Origin of the sequence: Halomonas denitrificans, from assembly GCF_003056305.1 — a bacterium.
GTDB classification, from domain to species: domain Bacteria; phylum Pseudomonadota; class Gammaproteobacteria; order Pseudomonadales; family Halomonadaceae; genus Halomonas; species Halomonas denitrificans.
On sequence record NZ_PYVX01000001.1, the window covers coordinates 823,870 to 844,820 of the forward strand.

Genomic DNA, 20,951 nt, shown 5'->3' on the forward strand with positions numbered 1-20,951 from the left:
CGAGCCCGCGGCAGGGCGGCGGGCTCGTGTGGCATCAGGCGTGGGCGGGGGCCGACGGTTTTTCCGGCTCCGTGTCCTCGTCGTAGTAGACGATGTGCGGCTCGTCCGGGGGTGGCGGGCCCACCAGGGCTTCCGCCACCTCGACGTCGGCCATGGCACCGGCCTCGGAAAGGTCCTCCACGTGCTCGTGCTCCAGGGCGCCCTGCACCCACTCCTCGGTGACGGCGAGCTCGGCGCCCGCCGAGGACATCGGAGTGGAGGCGGAGAACGGAGCCACCGGCACCGGCGCCGGACGCACGCTGCGCCGCCAGCTAAAGAAGAGCACCAGTAACAGGCCCATGGCCCCGAAGGCCCAGAAGAGGCCGGCATCGCCGAGCAGGCTCATCACCGGCGAGACCAGCGGCGGACTCACCGCCGAGCCGATGGCATTGATCAGCAGCAGGCCCTGGCTCATGCGCACGAGTGCCCCGGCCGGGGCACGGTCGGCGGCGTGGCCCACCGCCACCGGATAGAGCGAGAAGATGCCGCCGCCGAGCAGGAACAGCAGCGCCGCCAACACCGCCGTGTTCATCGGCAGCCAGAGCACCGCCGCGGAAATCAGGGTGCAGAAGGCGCCGATCAGGATCAGCACCAGCTGGCGGTCGTGGCGGTCCGACCAGCGCCCGACCGGGTACTGCAGCAGCATGGCGCCGAGCACCATCACCGCCATCATCTGGCCGACCCGGTCGACGGAGAGCCCGGTGCGTTGCAGGTAGAGGGGCAGCAGCGAGTAGGCGGCGGCCACCGCCAGCCCCGAGCCGAAGCTACCCATCACCCCGGTGGGGGTCAGGGTGACCAGGCGCAGCGGCGAGAGCGGCTCGGCCTTCTCGATCAGCGGCGAGACGCGCGGGATCATCGCCATGGGCAGCACCGAGAGCGAGGCCAAGAGGCCGATCACCATGAACGACGCCGGTCCGCCCATCGCCTCGGTGACGCCTAGCAGCAGCTGGCCGAGTACGCCGGCACCGTAGAGCGCGATCATGTAGAGCGCCAGCAGGCGACCACGCACCCGTGCATCGCCGGAGGCCAAGAGCCAGCTCTCGATGACCAGGTACACCCCCACCGTGGCCCAGCCGCCGATCAGGCGCAGCGCGAACCAGGCCCAGGGCTCGGCGACCAGCCCCTGCAGCAGCACGGTGACCGCCACCAGCGAGGCGAAGCTGCCGTAGGCGCGGATATGGCCGATGCGCAGCAGCAGCCGGTCATTGAGCATGGCGCCCAGCGCCAGGCCGACGAAGTAGGCGGAGGAGACCCAGCCGATCACCACCGGCGACTCGCCGGCGGCGTCCAGGCGCAGGGTGATCACGGTGGCCAGGAAACCGTTGCCGATCCCCAGAATGAAGAGCCCCAGCAGGGGTGCCAGGGCCATGAGCAGCAACTGCCGAGACATGGGCAAGAATCTCGCGACGGACGGGGTGGGTGAAAGCCACCGCGGTCGGGCAGCATGAACTCGATGGGTCGAATATACGCTCGCCGCCGGGCGCCGCCAATCCCCCTGGCGGGGCCGATTCACGGCTTTTTTCCTTACGATAATGACACGTTATTGAACGAAGCCCGATTACCCGCGCTGCAGCAATACCACGTCGTCGGCGGGGAAGTACACGCGCAGATCGTGGCGCCGGGCGAACCAGGTGAAGGTCGCGTCGCTGAAGAAACAGACGTGGGTGGGGTCGAGGATGTAGTGCCAGCCGACGAAGGCCTCGCGGGTCGTGACGCGCTTGGTCATCAGTCCCAGCCAGCCGCCGGGCTCGAGCCGGTCGACCAGCCGCTCGAGCTCCTCGCCGGGGGCGAAGAGGTGCTCCGCCACCTCGGTGGCCGTGATGAACGCGTAGCGGCGCCCGAGCACGCTGGCATCCGACGCGTAGAAGGGGTCATAGATGGCCATCGGATGGCCGGCCTCCTCGAACATCACCGAGAGGGTCGGCCCCGGGCCCGCGCCGAAGTCGAGGCCGGGCGCGCCCGGGGCGAGCCTTGCGCGCAGCGGGTCGAAGAGCCGCGACAGGAAGCGACGATAGCCGGGGTCATCGGGGCTATTCTCGTGCTGGTCGTAGACCGCCCGCTCCGCCGCCGCATCGAGGCGCTGGGCCGGCGGCACGAAGACCAGTTCACAGCGTCCACAGCGCTGATAGTCGCGCCGGGCGTCGCGGTGAAAGGGCGCGGTATCGACCGACGCGCATAGCGGACAGATCAGCATCATCGTATTCTCTTGCCAGGCCATCATTCCGAGGAGACATGCATGCTGTCAGGTCTGGACCACCTGGTCATCACCGTGACCGACATATCCCGCGCCGTGGACTTCTACTCCCGCGTCCTCGGGCTCGAGGTCCGCTACCGCGACCGTGAACGCGTCGACCTGATGCTGGGCGACATGGCCCTGCGCCTGCACTGGACTGCCACCGACATCACCCCCCGGGCCGCCACGCCCACCCCCGGCAGCGTGGATCTCTGCGTGCGCAGCCTGCTGCCGCTGGACGAGGTGCAGCGCCACCTGGAGGCGCTGGACGTGGAGGTGGAGCTCGGCCCGGTGCCCCGCCAGGGCGCCACGGGCGAGCTCAGCTCGCTCTACCTGCGCGACCCCGACGGCAACCTCATCGAGATCAGCCGTCCCGTGAAGCCCCAGCCCGCCGCCTCCTGACGACGCGACCTGCCAGGGCGATCGCCGGGGCGACCCGGTGTCATTGTCGGCGCCGGTCGGTATCATTGGCGCCAGCCAAGCCACCATCAGGGACGAGCCATGAACGACAACTTGCACCGAGATGATGACCGGGCCGTCGCCGAACAGGGCAGCGCCCCCGACACGACCATTCCCATCGTGGTGTACGTGCTGCACCTGGCGGGCATGGTCACCGGCGGGCTGACCTCGCTGGTGGCCGTGGTGATCGCCTACGTCTACCGCGGCAACGGGCCCGACTGGCTCGACGAGCACTACCGCTACCAGATCCGCACCTTCTGGATGGCCCTGCTCTACTTCGGCATCTCCGGCCTGCTCACCCTGGTACTGATCGGCTTTCTGACCTGGCTGGCCGCCGTGGTGTGGCTGGTGATCCGCTGCGTGAAGGGCCTCAAGGCGCTCAACGAGCGGCGTGCGCCGGACAACGTCGATACCTGGTGGGTGTAAAACATGAGCGACGGTGACTCCCGCCTGCCGGCCTGCCAGGCGCGCGCCATCGCCACCCTGTGGCGCAGCCTCGCCAACCGGCGCCTGACGACCCTGTGGCGGCTGGCCCGGATGATCGGTCCGCTGGTCGAGCGCTTCAGTACCCGCGAGCGCACGGTCACCCGTATCAACCTGGCCGAGGCCTACCCCTCGCGCAGCGACGCCGAGCGAGGGCGACTGGCGCGCCAGAGCCTGACCCACTCCGCCGCCACCATGCTGGAGCTCGGCTTCGCCTGGATGGGCGACCCCGAGCGGGTCGAGGGGTCGATCATCGAGGTCCACGGCCGCGAGCTCCTCGACGAGGCCCGCGCCGAGGGGCGCGGCGTCATCGTGCTGGCGCCCCACTTCGGCAACTGGGAGGTGCTGAACTTCTGGCTCTCCGGCCACTTCCCCTTCACCGCCATGTACGAGCCCCCCAAGCTCGCCGGGCTGGACCCGATCATCCGCCAGGGCCGCGAGCGCCGCGGCGCCCGCCTGGTGCCGACCAATCCCCGCGGCGTGGCCGCCCTGCTCAAGGCGCTCAAGCGCTCGGAGGCGGTCGGCATCCTGCCCGACCAGGTGCCCAGCTGGGGCAGCGGGGTCTTCGCCCCCTTCTTCGGCCGACCCGCCTACACCGCCACCCTGCTGCCCAAGCTGGTGGCCCGCACCGAGGCGCGGGTCGTCACCGGCGTCGCCCTGCGCCTGCCCGGCCGGGGCTACGCCCTGCACTTCCTGGCCGCCGACGAGCGGGTCTACGACCCCGACGAGGCGGTCTCGGCCGCCGGGGTCAACGCCTGCGTGGAGTCGACCATCGCCCTGGACCCGGTCCAGTACCAGTGGGAGTACAAGCGCTATCGCAAGACCCCCGAGGAGGCCGAGGGCAAGCCCGGCTGGAAGCGCTTCCGGCTCTATTGAGCGCGGCTGTTGCCGTCCGACCTGAAGGTGTCCCCATGCATCCGACACGCCAACGCCTTCCATGATTCGTCCCACGCCGCTCAGGACGCTGGCCCGGCTCGCCCTCCTCCTGGCGGCCCTCTATGCTCTCTACCTCGTCATCGCCAACGTCCTGCTCAACAGCGACTGGGGACGCCGCCAACTCGACCGCGCGCCGCACTTCACGCTGGAGTGGGAGCGGGCCTGGACGGCCTTTCCCGGCCACCTGCGGGTGGCCGGTCTAAGCCTTGCCGGCACCGCCGCCGAACACCACGTCGCGCTTGAGGCAGCGGCCGCCACGCTGGGCGTCGCACTCGCCCCGCTGCTCAGTCGTGAGGTCCGGCTTCGCCGCCTCGATGCCGAGGGCATCCGCCACGCCAGGCTGGATGCCTACCGCCTGCAGGGACGCGGCCGCCTGCACCTGGCGGGCCTTCATTGGGGAGCCGGCACGCTGGCCGCGGAGGCGGTGCGGCTGACGCTGGACGACGGTGCCGTGCTGAAGGACGACACGCGACTGGTGCAGGGCGTCACCCTGGAGGCCGACCTGTCCCTCGCTCCGCTGGCGCTGGCCGAGGCGACCGGCACCGAGGCGGGACGCGCCGTCTCGGGTACCGTTGTCCTGGCCGGTCGCAGCGATGCCTACACCGTCTTCAACCCCTACCTCGCCTCGCTCGGCTGGCTGGAGATCGATGGCAGCGGCGACCTGCGCGGCGAGGTCATGATCGAGGAGGGCGAGGTACAGCCAGGCAGCCGCCTGCGCCTCGACTCCCCGCAGCTGAGCGTGCGACTCGACGAGCGCCACTGGCTGGAGGAGGGGGTACGCTATCGGATCGATGGCGCCGGGTCGGTGGTGGCCGAGATGAAGGAGCGCACCCGCCTCACCGTCGACCTCGACGACATCGAGATGGCCGATGTCGCCGCGTCCCCCGGGGCTCCCCCGCTGCTCCACGGCGACGGCTTCGAGCTCGACCTCACCGCCCCCACCCTGCGCCTTCAGGCGCTCTCCGACCCGCGTCACGAGGCGCGTCATGTCCGGGCCCGCCTTAACTGGCGGAACACCGAGGTGGGCGACATCGCCGCCCTCGACCGCTATCTCCCGGCCGGGGTGCCATGGACGCTGGAGGGCGGCGTGGCACAGCTGCAGGGCGAGCTGAACTATGACGGCGAGCGCCTGAGCGGGGGATTCGACCTCTCCGGCGAGGCCCTGGCCCTGGGCCTGGGCGAGCAGTCGCTGACGGGACGACTCGACCTGCACCTGCCGATTACCGAGCTCGACGTCGAACGCGGCCTGGTGGACATCTCCGGCGCGAGACTCGACCTCGACGCCGCCGCCCCGGGCGAAGCGCAGCCGCTCAACGCCGAGCTGCAACTGCCCAGGGCCCGATTCCAGTTCCCGCTGGCCTGGCGAGCCCCGGATGCCGCCCCGGCGCTCGACGCCGCCTCTCTCTGGTCGGCGGATGTGGAACTGCATGGCCGGGCGGACCATCTCGGCATGCTCACCCCCTTCCTCGCCCAACGCTTCGACGGCGTCGGACTGGCCCTGGAAGGCGGCGGCCGGCTCGCCGGTACCCTGCGCATCCAGGAGGGGCAGCCGCTGGAGGGCAGCCAGCTGGAGGTGCGCTCCGAGGCGCTGGGTGTGCGCTTCCTAGGCGTCCAGGCTCGCGGCGAGGGTCAGGCGCACCTCACCCTGGGTTCCGACGGCACCGATCCGCAGGCAGATCTCGCGCTCGCCTTCCATGAGGTGGATCTCACCCGCCTCGCGGATGGCCGCCGACTCTTCCAGGCCGAGCGGCTCTCTCTCACCGGCACGGCGAGTGCAGGACCGCAGCTCCCGGGCTCCCGCTCGCTGACGGTGGAGTGGCACGGCGCGCGCATCCCCGATGTGGCGGTGCTCAACGCCTACCTCCCAGAGGCCGCGCCGCTGGAGCTGGCCGCCGGATGGGCCGACAGCCGAGGGCGCATCGTGCTGGAGGACGACCGGGGCCGTGGGCGCATCACACTCGCCGGCGACGCGATCCGGGGGCGCCTGCTGGAGGAGGAGTTCCAGGGCGAGCTGGACGTGACCCTGGAGCTTGGCGAGATCCTTCCCGACCGCCAGCGAGTCGACCTGTCCGGCAGCCGGTTGGCACTGACCGCCTCGTCGAGTCGCGGAGAGACGCTTCGCACCCGGCTGGTGCTGCGCCAGGCGCGCCTCGAGGGCGGCTTCGACTGGCCCGGCCGGGAGGCGCCACGCCAACCGCTGGCCGGCACCCTGCAGCTGGATGGCCAGCTCGACCGGCTCGGCTTCCTCAATGCCTTCCTGCCTGACGAACATGGCCTGGGCGTCGAGGGGGGCGGACGCCTGGGCCTCGACCTCGACCTGGCGAACGGCGAGGTGATGCCGGAAAGCCGGCTTCGCGTGCACTCCGACCGGCTCGCCGTGCGCTTCCTGCACTACGAGGCCTTCGGCGACGGCTCGCTGGTGCTCGAGACCACCGCCCCCGGCGCGCAGCTGCACCTCTCCCTGCCCCGCTTCGGCCTGCGCCGCCAAGGGGGAAGCGACGCGCTGATCGACGGCCGACTGCTGGAGATCCGCAGCCAGTCGCCCCACCTCGACCCCGGCGAGGGCCTGGGGGCACTCAGCACGCGCATCGACATGCCCGATGTGGCAATACTGGATCTCGCCGCCTTCAACGACTACCTGCCGAAGGATGCCGGCATCGTCTTCCTCTCGGGCCAGGCGACGATGGCCACCCACCTGCGGCTGGAGGGCCTGGGGGCCGAGGGCAGCCTGCAGCTTCACGCCTCCGACGCCCGCCTCGCCATCGATGACCAGATCCTCGAGGGCAACTTGACGCTGACGACGCGCCTCTCCGATGGCGACCTGGAGACGTTGCGCTTCGACGTGTCCGGCTCGCAGCTGAGCATGCGCGACGTGCGACTGGAAGACGCCGCCGGCGGCCTCACCCGAGGCTGGTGGGCGCGCCTCGAAATCCCCGAGGGAGAGATGCGCTGGGTGGCCCCGCTGGCGCTCGACGCCCGAGTCGACCTGGCCATGCGCGACAGCGGCCTGCTGGTCAATTTGTTCATCGACTCGACCAAGGAGCGGGGCTGGCTGCGCGACAGGCTGACGCTCGGCGAGGTACGCGGCGCGGCGCGCGTGATGTTCGTCGACGACACCCTCCGCCTGGAGGACCTCGCCGTGCAGGGCGGCGAACGCCTGGAGCTGCTGGCTAACGTCGCCCTTCGCGATGCCCGCCTGTCTGGCCGCGCCCTCGCCCGCTACGGGCCCTTTCGTCTGGGCATCGAGCTTCTCGGCGACCGCCGGCGATGGCAGCTGCGCAACGTCCGCGAGTGGTATGCCAGCGGTCGGCCCGCCAGCGAGCTGACCCTTCCCGAGCGGAGGGAGTGGATCGACCTGCTGGATGCCGAGCCGGAATGATGCGTCGCGGTACCAACCGGCGGGGAGCCGGTGCCGAAAGACGGGAGTGCCGACACCGGCATCCCCTCAGAGGGTGGCAAGACGACGACAGGATGCTAAGGTAAGTGCTTCGCTTGACGGGGTGCCGGTAGAGCCGGCTGAGATGGCGCGGGGTGTGAAGACACCGAGCGCTGGTCCCGTGGAACCTGATCCGGCTAGTACCGGCGTAGGAATCAAGCGGTGACCAGTGCCCGCCCGGCACCTTCCCTGGCCACCCTCTCCTGCCCCGCTTCCGGATCGACCCCTGACCGGAGGCATGATGGGCTACCGTTTCGACGACCTTACCGCGGCCTGCCAGGACGACTGGCGCGGCTACATCGAGCATGCGTTCGTGCGCCGGCTCGGCGACGCCACCCTCGAGGAGGGGGCCTTTCGCCACTACCTCCAGCAGGACTACCTGTTCCTGATCCACTTCGCCCGGGCCTACGCCCTGGCTGCCTACAAGAGCCGCGACCTCGGCGAGCTGCGCCACGCCTTCGAGGGCCTCAAGACCATCCTCGACGTGGAGCTGGGACTGCACGTGGAGTACTGCCGCGGCTGGGGCATCGCCGAGCAGGACCTGGAGCGGCTGCCGGAGGCCCGCGCGACGCTGGCCTACACCCGCTACGTGCTGGACACCGGCCACCGCGGCGACCTGCTCGACCTGCACGTGGCCCTCGCCCCCTGCCTGGTCGGCTACGGCGAGATCGCCCAGTGGCTCAACGGCCGCGCCACCACGGTGCGCGGCGACGCGAACCCCTATGACGCCTGGATCACCATGTACGAGAGCGAGGCCTTCCAGCAGGCCATGGCGGACGAGCGCGCCTGGCTCGACGCGCGCCTGGCAGAGGTGACGCCGGCGCGCTTCGCCGAGCTCACCGCGGTGTTCCGCGATGCCACCCGGCTCGAGATCGACTTCTGGCAGATGGGGCTCGACCAGCGCCTCTGAGCTGGCCCCACCTGACGTCCCGGGCTGGTTCTGGTCAGGCCGCCCACCCACGGGATAGAAGGGGAATCGCGAGATTGCCCGACCACCAACGCTTGACGGGGCGCCGTTGATGACGGCTGAGACCATGCGCTTGCCAGCATGGATCCCGTTGAACCTGAACTGGCTAGGACCAGCGTAGGGATCAAGCGACAGGCCGCGTGCCCCCTGACGCCCGGCCCCTGTCCTTCCCGCCTGTGTCCTCCCTGAACAAGACCCCCGACAATCCAAGGGAGAACACCATGAGCAAGACCGCCCATTTCCTCGCCGAGAGCGCCCGCGTCGACGAGGCCGCCATCCAGCCGCTGCCCGGCTCGCGCAAGGTCTACGTCGAGGGCTCGCGCCCCGATATCCGGGTCCCGTTCCGCGAGATCTCACTCTCGCCGACCAGGACCTCCGGCGAGGACGAGGCCAACCCGCCGCTGCTGGTCTATGACACCTCCGGTCCCTACACCGACCCCGAGGCCGAGATCGACCTGCGCCAGGGCCTTCCCGAGCTGCGCCGCGCCTGGATCGAGGAGCGCGGCGATACCGAGCAGCTCGACGGCCCGACCTCCGAGTACGGCCGCCGGCGCGCCAACGACCCGATGCTCGCCAACCTGCGCTTCGACCTGACCCGCACGCCCCGTCGCGCCAAGGAGGGTCGCAACGTCACCCAGCTCCACTACGCCCGCCAGGGCATCATCACCCCGGAGATGGAGTTCATCGCCATTCGCGAGAACCAGCGTCGCCAGGCGCTCGGCAGCGAGGAGGTCGAGCGAATCCTCGGCCACCAGCACGCCGGCCAGGGCTTCGGCGCCCGCCTCCCCGAGGAGATCACCCCGGAGTTCGTGCGCGACGAGGTGGCCGCCGGCCGGGCGATCATCCCCTGCAACATCAACCACCCGGAGTCCGAGCCGATGATCATCGGCCGCAACTTCCTGGTGAAGATCAACGGCAACCTCGGCAACTCGGCGGTCACCTCCTCCATCGAGGACGAGGTCGACAAGATGACCTGGGGCATCCGCTGGGGCTCGGACACCATCATGGACCTCTCCACCGGGCAGAACATCCACGAGACCCGCGAGTGGATCATCCGCAACGCTCCGGTGCCGATCGGCACCGTGCCGATCTACCAGGCGCTGGAGAAGGTCAACGGCGTGGCCGAGGACCTCACCTGGGAGGTGTTCCGCGACACCCTGATCGAGCAGGCCGAGCAGGGCGTGGACTACTTCACCATCCACGCCGGGGTGCTGCTGCGCTACGTGCCGCTGACCGCCAAGCGGGTCACCGGCATCGTCTCCCGGGGCGGGTCGATCATGGCCAAGTGGTGCCTCTTCCACCACCAGGAGAGCTTCCTCTACACCCACTTCGAGGAGATCTGCGAGATCTGCAAGAAGTATGATGTGGCCTTCTCGCTGGGCGACGGCCTGCGCCCGGGCTCGGTGGCCGACGCCAACGACGAGGCGCAGTTCGCCGAGCTCGAGACCCTGGGCGAGCTGACCCGCATCGCCTGGCAGCACGACGTCCAGGTGATGATCGAGGGCCCGGGCCACGTGCCCATGCACCTGATCAAGGAGAACATGGACAAGCAGCTCACCGAGTGTGACGAGGCGCCCTTCTACACCCTCGGGCCGCTGACCACCGACATCGCCCCCGGCTACGACCACATCACCTCCGGCATCGGCGCGGCGATGATCGGCTGGTACGGCTGCGCCATGCTCTGCTACGTCACGCCCAAGGAGCACCTGGGCCTGCCCAACAAGGACGACGTCAAGACCGGCATCATCACCTACAAGATCGCCGCCCACGCCGCCGACCTCGCCAAGGGCCACCCGGCCGCCCAACGCCGCGACAACGCGCTCTCCAAGGCGCGCTTCGAGTTCCGCTGGGAGGATCAGTTCAACCTGGGCCTCGACCCGGACACCGCCCGGGAATACCACGACGAGACCCTGCCCAAGGACTCCGCCAAGGTGGCGCACTTCTGCTCCATGTGCGGGCCCAAGTTCTGCTCGATGAAGATCAGCCAGGAGGTCCGCGACTACGCCAAGGACAAGGGCCTCGACGGCGACCAGCCCGCGGTGATGAAGGGCATGGAGGAGCAGGCCGAGAAGTTCCGCCAGGAGGGCGCCGAGCTCTACAAGGAGGTCTGAGGCGACGCCCCGACCGTCGCCGTCCCTGACGGTCGCGGGCTCCCCTCACACACTCGAACGCCCCCGCCGGTCAGCCGGCGGGGGCGTTTTTTCATGGCGCGGCGAACGTACGCCCGGCGCTTGTCAGAAGCGGAAGGTCATCCCCACGCTCGCGGCGTCGAAGGTGTAGTTCGACTCGTCGAGGTAGCGGACGTAGTCGGCCCCCAGGGCGAGGTTCGGGGCCACGTCGAACTCGGCGCCGCCGCCCCAGGAGAAGCCCGTCTCCTCGTCGAGGTCGAAGTCCACCTCGGTAAAGCCGGCCAGGCCGTAGAGGCGGAAGTCCGGGGTGATCGGCAGGATGCCCTTGGCGTAGGCGCCGGCCAGGTAGTCGAGCTCGACGCTGCCGTCGGAGCCGCCACCGCCGAGGTGGCCCTCCAGGGCGAAGTAGTCGTTGAAGGCCACGCCGCCGCGCAGGCGCAGGCCGGTGCTGTCGGCCTTGTGGGGGCCGCGGTCCGGATCGAGCTCCCAGAACAGGGCGTCGGCGCCGAGGTAGGGGCTCGGGTCGTAGTTCATCGGGCTGCCCTGGGCCAGGGCGCTGGTGCCGGCCAGCAGCAGGGCGGCGGAGACGGCAGAGATCGTGAGGGTCTTCATGGCGGCACTCCAGTTAGAAAACACTGTTTTCATTCACCTCGTCATTCTGGTACAGCTTCGACCAAGGTGCAATGCTCACCTCGAGGCGACGGACAGCGGCGTCGCGCAACGAACGAGAAGCGTCCGCGTCACCGTGCGACCCACGTCACTGTTTCTCGCCTCGCCACGTGTTAATTTCGCGAGGATCAGGCGCCGTGCCCGCCCGCTGACCGGCGCTCGCACGCCCGGCGCCCCACGCAATGAAAGGATGTGCCATGAACGACCCGGTACTGGTCATCAACTGCGGCTCCTCGTCGATCAAGTATGCGCTGGTGCCCGCCTCGCCCGGGGTGCCGCGCCTCTCCGGCCTGGCCGAGCGCCTGGGCGGCGAGGACGCGCGCCTCAAGGGCGTGGACAGCGACGGACGCGCCTTCTCGCGGCCGCTGCACGGGGCCGGCCACACCGACGCCATGGCGGCGATCCTCGAGGGCCTGGAGGGCCAGCACCCCGGGGCGGTGGGCCATCGCGTCGTCCACGGCGGCGAGCGCTTCACCCGCGCCACCCGCATCGACGCCGCCGTGAAGCGCGCCATCGAGGCCACCGTGGCCATGGCGCCGCTGCACAACCCGGCCAACCTGGCGGGCCTGGCGGCCACCGAGGCGCTGTTCCCCGACCTGCCCCAGGTGGCGGTCTTCGATACCGCCTTCCACCAGAGTCTGCCCCCTCGCGCCTTTCGCTACGCGCTGCCGGACACCCTCTACCGCCGTCATGGCATCCGCCGCTACGGCTTCCACGGCAGCAGCCACGCCTACGTGAGCGCGCGGGTCGCGTCCTTGAGCGAGCGCGGCGACGGCGGCTGGCTGGTCGCCCACCTGGGCAACGGCTGCTCCACCTGCGCGGTGTGGCAGGGGCAGAGCGTCGACACCAGCATGGGCCTGACCCCGCTGGAGGGCCTGGTGATGGGCACCCGCAGCGGCGACGTGGACCCCGGCCTGCACGCCCACCTGGCGCGCCACCTGGGCTGGTCGCTGGAGCGCATCGACACCCTGCTCAACAAGGAGAGCGGCCTGCTCGGCCTCTCGGGGCTCTCCAACGACATGCGCCGCCTGCACCAGGCCGCCGCCCAGCACCACGCGGGCGCGGAGCTGGCCATCGAGGTCTTCTGCTACCGCCTGGCCAAGTCGCTGGCGGGGCTCACCTGCGCCCTGCCGCGCCTGGACGGCATCGTCTTCACCGGCGGCATCGGCGAGAACGACGGCGAGGTGCGCGCCCGGGTGGTCGAGCAGCTGCGCCACTTCGGCCTGCGCGTGGACGCCGCGGCCAACGCCGAGGCCGTGGGCGGCCGCGAGGGCCGAATCGATCCCGGCAAGGAGGCCCACGCCCCCGAGCTGTGGGTCATCCCCACCGACGAGGAGGGGCGCATCGCCGAGGAAACCCGCCAGCTGCTCAAGGAAGAGGCCGCCCATGCCACGAAATGACCACCCGAGTGATCGCCGCCCCGATCCCCGCAACCTGCTGCTGGTGCCCACCGACAGCGGCGTCGGCCTGACCTCGGCCTGCCTGGGCCTGATCCGCGCCCTGGACACCCTCGGGCTCAAGGCCGGTTTCATGAAGCCGTTCCGCCAGGACGAGATCAACGGCCAGGGGCCCGATCGCTCCTGTGCGCTGGCCGCCAGCACCCTGGGCCTCGACCCGCCCGCCCCGCTGCCCCAGGCGCGCCTCGAGCGCCTGCTGCGCGAGGAGCGCGCCGACGAGCTGATGGAGGAGGCCGTGGAGCGCCACGCCCGGGTCGCCCTGCCGGAGGCGGGCGACGCCCCGGAGCTGGTGGTGATCGAGGGGCTCGCGCCCAGCCCGCACAGCAGCTACGCGAGCCGGCTCAACGAGGCGCTGGCCCACGCGCTGAACGCGCGGGTCATCCTGGTGGCCGACGGCGACCTGAGCGACCCGCGCGACCTGGCGGAGCGCCTGGACCTGCACGCCCAGCCCTTCGAGGGCGTCGACTCGCCGCGCACCCTCGGTTGCATCCTGATGCGCCTGCGCCCGCAGCCCGCCGATGAGGCCCCCGCGCCGCTGGCGGCGCCCGCCCCCACGACCGGGCTCGACGACCCGCAGCTCGCGAGCCTGCGCCGCCACCTGCCGGCGCTGGACGACGACCGCTTCCACCTGATCGGCGCGGTGCCCTGGCACGCCACCCTCTCCGCCCCCCGGGTGCTGGACGTCGCCCGGGCCCTTGAGGCGCGCATCCTGCACCAGGGCGAGGCCGACCGCCGCCGGGTGCTCGGCACCAGCCTGTGCGCGCGCAGCGCCTCCCACGCCCTGCACGTCTTCCGCGCCGGGCGGCTGCTGGTCACCCCCGGCGATCGTGACGACATCCTGCTCGCCGCCTCGCTTGCGGCCATGAACGGGGTGCCGCTGGCGGGCCTGCTGCTGACCCACGGCGAACTGCCCGAGGAGGCGATGATCGACTTCTGTCGCCCGGCGCTGGCGAGCGGCCTGCCGGTGCTGGCCGTGGACACCGACAGCTACACGACGGCCCAGCAGCTCGACCGCATGGCCAACGACATCCCCATCGACGACCCCGAGCGGGCCGAGCAGGTGACCCGCTTCGTCGCCGAGCACCTCGACCTTGGCTGGCTCAAGGCGCACCTCAGCCTCGGCTACCCGAGCCGGCTCTCCCCCGCCGCCTTCCGCCACCGGCTGGTGCGGCTGGCCCAGCAGGCGAGCAAGCGCATCGTGCTGCCCGAGGGCAGCGAGCCGCGCACCGTCGAGGCCGCGGTGATCTGCCAGCAGCGCGGCATCGCCCGCTGCGTGCTGCTGGCCCGGCGCGAGGAGGTCGAGGCGGTGGCCCGGAGCCGCGGCCTGGAGCTCCCCGAGGAGCTCGAGATCCTCGACCCGGCCGAGCTTCGCCTCTCCTACGTCAAGCCGATGGTCAAGCGCCGGCCCGGCAAGCTCAACGCCCTGACCGCCGCGGACCAGCTCCAGGACAGCGTGGTGCTCGGCACCATGATGCTCGCCGAGGGCGCGGTGGACGGCCTGGTCTCCGGGGCGGTCCACACCACCGCCAACACCGTGCGCCCGGCCTTTCAGCTGATCAAGACCGCCCCCGGCTATCGCCAGGTGTCGTCGATCTTCTTCATGCTGCTGCCCGAGCAGGTGGTGGTCTACGGCGACTGCGCGGTGATCCCCGACCCGGATGCCGAGACGCTGGCCGAGATCGCCATCCAGAGCGCCCGCTCCGCCGCGGCCTTCGGCATCGAGCCCCGGGTGGCGATGATCAGCTACTCCACCGGGGCCTCTGGCCACGGCGCGGACGTCGAGAAGGTGCGCGAGGCCACGCGTCTCGCCCGGGAGCGCGAGCCCACGCTCTGCATCGACGGGCCGCTGCAGTACGACGCCGCGGCCATCGAGAGCGTGGGCCGCCAGAAGGCGCCAGACTCGCCGGTCGCCGGGCGCGCCACCGTCTTCGTCTTCCCCGACCTCAACACCGGCAACACCACCTACAAGGCGGTGCAGCGCAGCGCCGGGGTGGTCAGCGTCGGCCCGATGCTGCAGGGGCTCAACAAGCCGGTGAACGACCTCTCCCGCGGGGCGCTGGTCGACGACATCGTCTACACCATCGCCCTGACCGCCATCCAGGCCGCCGAGGGGGGCTGAGGACGCGCCCGCGGGGATCCGGCCCCCTCACGGCGCGGGCGCCCCACTCGATCGCTCGAGGGGGCGCCCGCGGATAACGCCTTACGCCTGGGGTGCGGTCAGATGCTCGCCACGCCGAAGTAGATGAAGGCCAGCACCAGCAGCAGCAGGAAGACGGTCTCCGCCACCATCAGCACCACCGGCTTCCAGCCGACCACGGCGAGCTTCTGGAAGGAGGTCTTGATGCCGAGCGCGGCGATGGCCGTGACCAGGCACCAGCGCGACAGGTCGGTGAAGCCCTCGGTGACCACCGGCGGAATCCAGCCGAGGCTGTTGATGATCACCAGCGCCACGAAGGCGACCAGGAAGGTCGGCAGCATCGGCACCTTGCTGGCGCCCTCCTCCTGGCGCCGCTCGCGGCGGAACAGGAACATGAAGACCATCACCGCCGGCACCAGCATCGCCACCCGCAGCAGCTTGACGAAGGTGGAGACGTCGCCGGTGCCCTCGGAGATCATGTAGCCGGCGCCGACCACCTGGGCCACGTCGTGGATGGTGCCGCCGAGGAAGATGCCCGCCTCGGTGTCGCCGAGGCCCAGCAGGCCGACGATCAGCGGGTAGATCACCATCGCCATGGTGGAGAGCGTGGTCACCCCCACCACCGTCATGATGGTGTTGCGCTCGTGGGTCTCGTGGCGCGGCATCACCGCCGACAGCGCCAGCGCCGCCGAGGCGCCGCAGATCGCCACCGAGCCGCCGGTCAGCAGGCCCATGTCCTTGTCCAGCCCCAGCAGGCGCGCCAGCAGCGCACCCAGGGCGATGGTCAGCATCACCCCGCAGACCACGGTCAGCACCGGCCCGATGCCGAGCTCGGCGACCTGCTCGATGGTGATGCGCACGCCGAGCAGCGCCACGCCGAGCCGCAGCACCTTCTTGGCGGCGAACTCGACGCCGGCCAGGCACTTCCCCTCCTCGGAGAGGAAGTGCAGGGTCATGCCGAACAGCAGCGCATAGAGCAGTGTCGGGCCGCCATAATGGTCGGCGATGAAGGTCGTCGCCAGGGCAATGGTGACGCAGATCATCAGCCCGGGAAGCACGCGCTGGAGGGGTTCCAGGCGACGCGGCAGGACCCGCTTGTCAGCCTGGAAGGTCGACGGATCGGTTGCCGCGTCGGCGTCTCGACGAGTCATATCGCCACCTCGATAAGCTATGGCACGAGCGTCGCGTCCCGCGACGGCCTCGGCCCTTCGTTGTTGGAATGGGGTCTCACTGGCGCTCGGCAGGGGTGCCGACGGCGTCCTCGCGGAACGCCGGTGCCGGCCGCGGCATGCCCTCGCCGGCCGGCCTGGGCATCATGGTGACGGGATGGGGCAAGCGGGGTTAGGACCAGTTGCCGGCCGCCCTTGAGGCCAACGCTCAGGCCACCGTCGAGGTGCGCGCCGGCGCGGCGCGGGCCGCCCTGATCATTTCGGCCGCCTTCTCGGCGATCATGATGGTCGGGGCATTGGGATTGCCGGAGACGCTCACCGGCATGATCGAGGCGTCCACCACGCGCAGGCCCTCCAGGCCGTGCACGCGCAGCTCATCGTCCACCACCGCCCTGGGGTCATGGCCCAGGCGCAGTATCCGGGCCGCCGCCACGGCCCCCAGCAGCGATGGGCATGCGTGCTGCCCTACCCCTCGCCGACGGCCAGGATCAAGCGGTCGAGCTGGTGCTTGGGCATGCCATGGATATGGAAGCGGCGGGCGGCATAGAGCACGATGCCCAGGGCTCCCCACCCGATCAGGGCGATCCAGGACGGCAGGCCAAGCGCCCCCGGCGAGCCGGGAATCAGCAGCAGGGAGAGGAACAGCAGGCTGCTCATCGCCCCCAGCAGCGACAGCACCTTCTTGAATGGCGAGACACAGCCCTCGTAATGCTCGCCCGCCCCCGCCGGGGACCACTTGAAGCACTTGTAGGCCACGGCACAGCAATAGAAGTAGGCGATGGCCACGCCGGTGGCGGCCATGTCGACGATCCACAGCAGCACCTCACGGCCGAACCAGGGCGCCAGCAGGCAGACGCCGCAGGTGAAGAGGATGCCCGCGGACGGCGTGCCGTAAACGGGATGCAGGCGGGCGAACACCTCGGGCAGGAAGGTCGCACGTCCCTGGGCGAACAGCAGCCGGCTGGTGGAGATGTAGAAGCCGTTGAGGCCGGTCGCGATGCCCATCAGCAATGCCACCGCCAGCACCGCCAGCCCGAGGTTGCCGAGCACCCCCTGGACCACCTCGCCGGTGCCCCACACCGGCGAACCGGCCACGAGTTCGGTCCAGGGCATGGCCATCGAGGTGGCGACGATCAGGATCGAGTAGTGCACGGCCGCCATGACCAGGGCCAGGACGATCAAGGTGAAGGCCTTGGCCGGTGAGAAGTCGAACTCCTCCGCCGCCTGGGGCACGCTGTCGAAGCCTACATAGGCCCAGGGGGCGATGGCCACGATGGCGAAGATCGCCGACCAGGTCGCCTTGTCAGGCTGGAAGAGGGGAACCACATTGTCGAAGGAGGTGGACGGCGACACCAGCATCCCGGTCGCCACCAGCAGTGCGCCGGTAACCAGCAGCATGCAGAAGACGAACTGGCTCTTGCCGGAGAGGCTGCCTCCGCGGATATTGATCCAGGCGAAGAGCATCAGTGCCAGGCTGGCGATGGCCACCTCACCGAAGTACACCTTCCAGCCGGCGATGGTATACATCTCACCGAAGGTCGCGATCTCCGGCACCAGGAACTTCGCCAATAGCGCCAGCGCCGAGGCATTCAATGCCACGATGGAGATGTAGCCCAGGGTCAAGAACCAGCCGCAGAAGAAGGCATGCCGGCGCCCGAACCCCAGGTAGGCGTAGGAGAACCCTCCCCCTGCCACCGGAAATATCTTGATCAGAAATCCGTAGCTGACGCCGATCACGATCATCAGCAGCGCCCCGATGACCAGGCCGATGATGGCGCCCATCGGGCCCGCCGTGGCGATCCAGTCCGCCGGCAAGACGAAGCTCCCCCAGCCGATGGCGGAGCCGAAGGCGATTGCCCATACCCAGTGTGGCTTGAGGCATTTCTTGAGTGTATTGGATGCTTCCATTCCGTCTCTCCGTCGTCCCTGAGATGCGATGTTGTCGGCAGTGATCTGCTCTCTTGTCCGGCATCTCGTGGAAGTCTCTCGATTACGTTTATTCTTGTCTCGCCCGATCATGCTGCGCGGATGGCACAGCGAGTCGGCGAAGTAGAGGCATGCAGAAAAAAACCCGCCTCAAGGTACTCCTGCTGGCGACTCTCCTTCCATAAGAATTCCAACACGCAACATTAGAGGGACGGCTGAGGCCTGAATAGGACCAGTTTCCCTCTGACGCTGGGCCACATGGACCATGGATTGATTGACGCATGGAAGTCTTTTCCAACAAGAATCACCTCACCGCCGGCATGATATACCGCCGAAAAGAAAGGCGCCGCTCCCGTTCAGGATCGGCGCCTTCCCTGATGCAGCATGCTGCCGTGGCAGACGAGCAACCGCGATGAGCTTGCGGCGTGACGTCGGCAGCAGACCCGCGTCAGGTCCCCGGTGGCACGACGACGACAGGCACCTTGGCGCGCTTGATCACCCCCTTGGTGACCTTGCCGGCATAGGCGGCCGCGAAGCTGCGCTTGTTGGCCGCCATGACGATCATGTCGCTGCCGGTGCGCGTGGCGTAGTGACTGATCACCGAGGCGGGGTAGCCCTCGAGCACGCTGCGCGTCACCTCGCGCTCGCCGAAGGCCGCGCGACGCTCGGGATGGCGGGCCCAGAAGGCCGCGAGGCGCCGTTCGAGCTCCTCGCGTGCCTGGTCGAGGCGCTGCGTCATCAGGGTCTCGAGGGTCTGGCGATCCTGGATGTTGATCTTGAGGGTGTTGAGCACGTCGTCGGAGAGCGACTTGACCGCGTGCAGCACGTGCAGCTCGGCGCCGGTGGCCTGGGCGAGATCCACCGCCTGGGCCAGCACCGGGTCGCAGTCGCCCCGAAGGCCCACGCAGCAGAGGATGCGTCGAATGCCATGCGTCATGTTGGTTCCTCCTGCGGCGCGGCATCCGGGACGCCGCGCCGATGTCAGCGACCGATAGCGTCTAGTAGCCCATCACGCCGGGCAACCAGAGCGAGATCTGCGGGAAGTAGGCGATGATGAACAGCGCCACGATGGAGCCGGCGGCGAAGGGCAGCGCCTTCAGCGAGATCTCCTCGATCGAGGCGCCGCCGATCCCCGAGGCCACGAAGAGGTTCTCCCCGAGGGGCGGCGTCTGGAAGCCGATGGCCAGGGCGCAGACCACCACGATGCCCACGTGCACCGGGTCCATGCCCAGCATGTACATGATCGGCAGCAGCACCGGGGTGAGGATCATGATCGCCGCCAGGGTCTCCATGAACATCCCCACGAACAGCAGGAAGAAGATGACCATCGCCCAGATCAGGTAGATGCTGTCGGTGAATCCCAGCATCGCCTCGGCGATGATGGCCGGCACCCGCTGCTCGACGAGCAGCCGGCCGAATACCGTGGCGGTGAACAGGATCAGCAGCACCCGGCCGGTGATCCAGGTGGTGGTCTGCAGCGTGCGAAGGGCCGGCTTCCAGGCCAGCTCGCGGTGCAGGAAGATCCCCACGATCAGGGTGTAGAAGATCGCCACGATGGCCGACTCGGTGGGCGTGAAGAGCCCGCTGTAGATGCCGCCGAGGATGATGATCGGCGCCAGCATCGACCACACGCCCTTGCGCAGCGTGCCGCGGATCTGCGGCCAGGACCAGTGGTCGGTGAGGCCGCGATAGCCGCGCTTCTTCGAGATGAAGTAGTTGATGGTCAGCAGGCAGCCGGCGATCACCACCCCCGGCATGATGCCGGCGATGAACAGCTTGGGAATCGACAGCGTCTGGAAAGCGCCGTGCTCGGCGACCGCCTCGGGCGGCGGCTGCAGGCCCATGCCGGAGATGCCGAAGATGACCATCGGGATCGAGGGCGGAATCACCACCCCGAGCCCGCCCGAGGAGGCGGTGACGGCCGAGCCGTAGCCGCGGTCGTAGCCACGGTTGGCCATGGCCGGGATCATCAGCATGCCCACCGCCGCCGTGGTCGCAGGCCCGGAGCCGGAGATCGCGCCGAAGAACATGCAGGCGAACACCGTGGCCGCGGCGAGCCCGCCGGTCACGGGCCCGGCGAAGGCCTCGGCGATATCGACCAGGCGCTTGGAGATGCCGGCGGCCTCCATCAGCGCCCCGGCCAGGATGAAGGCCGGCAGCGCCATCAGCGGGAAGGAACCCACCGAGGTGAAGGCGATCTGCACGAACGCCATGGGATTCTCGCCCAGGCTGATGAAGGTCGTCAGGGCCGCCACCCCCAGCGACACCGTGATGGGTGCCCCGAGGATCAGCAGCAGGAAGAAGGTGCCGAACAGTACGTAGATAATCGTGGCATCCATACTCAGTGCTCCCGCGGCGTCGGGCCGTCACCCGCCGCGTCATCGTTGTACTTGAGTTTCTCGACCTCCTGGGACTCGGGGTCCACGATGTCCACCTTCTTGACGAACTTCAGGTAGTTGTTCTGAAGGATTCGCAGCGTCATGGCGACGAAGGCGATGGGGAGGATCAGGTAGAAGTACTTCATCGGAATCCCCAGGGTCTGGGACTTCCAGAAGAGGTTCATCTTGTTGAAGACGAAGTCGTAGCTCAGGTAGATGAAGACGGCATTGAAGCCGATCCAGATCAGGTCGGTGAGCACGCAGCAGAACGTCTCGACCCAGCGCGGAAAGAACTTGAACTGGAAGGTGACGCGGTTGTGCGCTGACATCTTGGTGGCATAGACCGCCCCCAGGTAGGCGAACCAGACGAAGGCGTAGGTCGCCAGCTCATCGCCCCAGGGCAGCGAGTAGCTGAAGAGGTTCCTGAGCACGATCTGGGCAAAAAGCAGTAAGACGAAGGACACCAGGAGCAGCTGACAGAGGACGCTCTCCAGGTTGTCGATGATCTTGAAGAGTAGCGATTTCATGAGACT

At 69.3% G+C, this 20,951-nt stretch carries 16 protein-coding genes, 1 pseudogene and 2 riboswitches; of the genes and pseudogenes, 8 read left to right on the plus strand and 9 right to left on the minus strand.

Annotation, left to right across the window (positions count from 1 at the left end; genetic code table 11):
* Positions 1 to 34: 34 nt before the first annotated feature.
* Positions 35 to 1,429: an MFS transporter gene (locus C9F13_RS03715; protein ID WP_108444858.1), complete on the minus strand. Its 1,395-nt coding sequence runs from the start codon at positions 1,427 to 1,429 to the stop codon at positions 35 to 37.
* Between the two features lie 168 nt (positions 1,430 to 1,597).
* Complete coding sequence (locus tag C9F13_RS03720; protein ID WP_108444859.1) at positions 1,598 to 2,236, minus strand: class I SAM-dependent methyltransferase; 639 nt, start codon at positions 2,234 to 2,236, stop codon at positions 1,598 to 1,600.
* 39 nt (positions 2,237 to 2,275) lie between these two features.
* Between C9F13_RS03720 and C9F13_RS03725 the strand changes: the two genes are divergently transcribed.
* The 6 genes from C9F13_RS03725 (at position 2,276) to thiC (ending at position 10,664) form a co-directional block, all read left to right on the plus strand.
* Complete coding sequence (locus C9F13_RS03725) at positions 2,276 to 2,674, plus strand: VOC family protein (protein ID WP_108444860.1); 399 nt, start codon at positions 2,276 to 2,278, stop codon at positions 2,672 to 2,674.
* A 99-nt stretch (positions 2,675 to 2,773) separates the two neighbouring features.
* A complete protein-coding gene (locus tag C9F13_RS03730; RefSeq protein ID WP_108444861.1) occupies positions 2,774 to 3,157 on the plus strand; it encodes a DUF4870 family protein in 384 nt (127 codons plus the stop codon).
* Between the two features lie 3 nt (positions 3,158 to 3,160).
* Positions 3,161 to 4,090 carry a lysophospholipid acyltransferase family protein gene (locus C9F13_RS03735; RefSeq protein ID WP_108444862.1) on the plus strand — a complete coding sequence of 310 codons (930 nt, stop codon included), beginning with the start codon at positions 3,161 to 3,163 and terminating at the stop codon, positions 4,088 to 4,090.
* Positions 4,091 to 4,151: 61 nt separating this feature from the next.
* Entirely contained in the window at positions 4,152 to 7,529 is a 3,378-nt protein-coding gene (locus C9F13_RS03740) for a hypothetical protein (protein ID WP_108444863.1), read from the plus strand.
* Between the two features lie 107 nt (positions 7,530 to 7,636).
* Positions 7,637 to 7,758, plus strand: a riboswitch (TPP riboswitch).
* Positions 7,759 to 7,827: 69 nt separating this feature from the next.
* On the plus strand, positions 7,828 to 8,496 hold the full coding sequence (gene tenA, locus C9F13_RS03745) for a thiaminase II (RefSeq protein ID WP_108444864.1): 669 nt from the start codon (positions 7,828 to 7,830) through the stop codon (positions 8,494 to 8,496).
* An 86-nt stretch (positions 8,497 to 8,582) separates the two neighbouring features.
* Positions 8,583 to 8,694: riboswitch (TPP riboswitch) on the plus strand.
* Positions 8,695 to 8,774: 80 nt separating this feature from the next.
* On the plus strand, positions 8,775 to 10,664 hold the full coding sequence (gene thiC, locus C9F13_RS03750) for a phosphomethylpyrimidine synthase ThiC (RefSeq protein ID WP_108444865.1): 1,890 nt from the start codon (positions 8,775 to 8,777) through the stop codon (positions 10,662 to 10,664).
* A gap of 123 nt (positions 10,665 to 10,787) precedes the next feature.
* On the opposite strand, the gene C9F13_RS03755 is transcribed toward thiC, so the two are convergent.
* On the minus strand, positions 10,788 to 11,294 hold the full coding sequence (locus tag C9F13_RS03755) for a porin family protein (protein WP_108444866.1): 507 nt from the start codon (positions 11,292 to 11,294) through the stop codon (positions 10,788 to 10,790).
* A 254-nt stretch (positions 11,295 to 11,548) separates the two neighbouring features.
* Here C9F13_RS03755 and C9F13_RS03760 point away from each other — a divergent pair, with 254 nt between their 5' ends.
* The gene (locus C9F13_RS03760) at positions 11,549 to 12,751 is read left to right on the plus strand and encodes an acetate/propionate family kinase (protein ID WP_108444867.1); all 1,203 of its coding nucleotides are present in this window, start codon (positions 11,549 to 11,551) and stop codon (positions 12,749 to 12,751) included.
* Positions 12,738 to 14,927 carry a phosphate acetyltransferase gene (gene pta, locus C9F13_RS03765; RefSeq protein WP_108444868.1) on the plus strand — a complete coding sequence of 730 codons (2,190 nt, stop codon included), beginning with the start codon at positions 12,738 to 12,740 and terminating at the stop codon, positions 14,925 to 14,927. Before C9F13_RS03760 ends, pta begins: the two co-directional genes overlap by 14 nt.
* Positions 14,928 to 15,025: 98 nt before the next feature.
* On the opposite strand, the gene C9F13_RS03770 is transcribed toward pta, so the two are convergent.
* The 6 genes and pseudogenes from C9F13_RS03770 to C9F13_RS03795 form a co-directional block, all read right to left on the minus strand.
* Complete coding sequence (locus tag C9F13_RS03770; protein WP_108444869.1) at positions 15,026 to 16,096, minus strand: YeiH family protein; 1,071 nt, start codon at positions 16,094 to 16,096, stop codon at positions 15,026 to 15,028.
* 226 nt (positions 16,097 to 16,322) lie between these two features.
* Positions 16,323 to 16,514: pseudogene (locus C9F13_RS03775) on the minus strand (GMC oxidoreductase); the annotation flags it as partial.
* Between the two features lie 65 nt (positions 16,515 to 16,579).
* Positions 16,580 to 18,022: an APC family permease gene (locus C9F13_RS03780; RefSeq protein ID WP_108444870.1), complete on the minus strand. Its 1,443-nt coding sequence runs from the start codon at positions 18,020 to 18,022 to the stop codon at positions 16,580 to 16,582.
* 466 nt (positions 18,023 to 18,488) lie between these two features.
* Positions 18,489 to 18,977 carry a universal stress protein gene (locus tag C9F13_RS03785; RefSeq protein WP_108444871.1) on the minus strand — a complete coding sequence of 163 codons (489 nt, stop codon included), beginning with the start codon at positions 18,975 to 18,977 and terminating at the stop codon, positions 18,489 to 18,491.
* Between the two features lie 61 nt (positions 18,978 to 19,038).
* A complete protein-coding gene (locus tag C9F13_RS03790; RefSeq protein ID WP_108444872.1) occupies positions 19,039 to 20,379 on the minus strand; it encodes a TRAP transporter large permease in 1,341 nt (446 codons plus the stop codon).
* 2 nt (positions 20,380 to 20,381) lie between these two features.
* Positions 20,382 to 20,945, minus strand: coding sequence for a TRAP transporter small permease (locus C9F13_RS03795; protein WP_108444873.1), 564 nt, complete (start codon positions 20,943 to 20,945; stop codon positions 20,382 to 20,384).
* Between the last annotated feature and the right edge of the window lie 6 nt (positions 20,946 to 20,951).

Coding starts and splice junctions, on each gene's coding strand:
- C9F13_RS03795 (WP_108444873.1), bottom strand. CDS start 20,945: ATGAAATCGCTACTCTTCAAGATCATCGACAACCTGGAGAGCGTCCTC.
- C9F13_RS03770 (WP_108444869.1), bottom strand. CDS start 16,096: ATGACTCGTCGAGACGCCGACGCGGCAACCGATCCGTCGACCTTCCAG.
- tenA (WP_108444864.1), top strand. CDS start 7,828: ATGGGCTACCGTTTCGACGACCTTACCGCGGCCTGCCAGGACGACTGG.
- thiC (WP_108444865.1), top strand. CDS start 8,775: ATGAGCAAGACCGCCCATTTCCTCGCCGAGAGCGCCCGCGTCGACGAG.
- C9F13_RS03780 (WP_108444870.1), bottom strand. CDS start 18,022: ATGGAAGCATCCAATACACTCAAGAAATGCCTCAAGCCACACTGGGTA.
- C9F13_RS03755 (WP_108444866.1), bottom strand. CDS start 11,294: ATGAAGACCCTCACGATCTCTGCCGTCTCCGCCGCCCTGCTGCTGGCC.
- pta (WP_108444868.1), top strand. CDS start 12,738: ATGCCACGAAATGACCACCCGAGTGATCGCCGCCCCGATCCCCGCAAC.
- C9F13_RS03720 (WP_108444859.1), bottom strand. CDS start 2,236: ATGATGCTGATCTGTCCGCTATGCGCGTCGGTCGATACCGCGCCCTTT.
- C9F13_RS03790 (WP_108444872.1), bottom strand. CDS start 20,379: ATGGATGCCACGATTATCTACGTACTGTTCGGCACCTTCTTCCTGCTG.
- C9F13_RS03740 (WP_108444863.1), top strand. CDS start 4,152: ATGATTCGTCCCACGCCGCTCAGGACGCTGGCCCGGCTCGCCCTCCTC.
- C9F13_RS03735 (WP_108444862.1), top strand. CDS start 3,161: ATGAGCGACGGTGACTCCCGCCTGCCGGCCTGCCAGGCGCGCGCCATC.
- C9F13_RS03715 (WP_108444858.1), bottom strand. CDS start 1,429: ATGTCTCGGCAGTTGCTGCTCATGGCCCTGGCACCCCTGCTGGGGCTC.
- C9F13_RS03730 (WP_108444861.1), top strand. CDS start 2,774: ATGAACGACAACTTGCACCGAGATGATGACCGGGCCGTCGCCGAACAG.
- C9F13_RS03725 (WP_108444860.1), top strand. CDS start 2,276: ATGCTGTCAGGTCTGGACCACCTGGTCATCACCGTGACCGACATATCC.
- C9F13_RS03760 (WP_108444867.1), top strand. CDS start 11,549: ATGAACGACCCGGTACTGGTCATCAACTGCGGCTCCTCGTCGATCAAG.
- C9F13_RS03785 (WP_108444871.1), bottom strand. CDS start 18,977: ATGACGCATGGCATTCGACGCATCCTCTGCTGCGTGGGCCTTCGGGGC.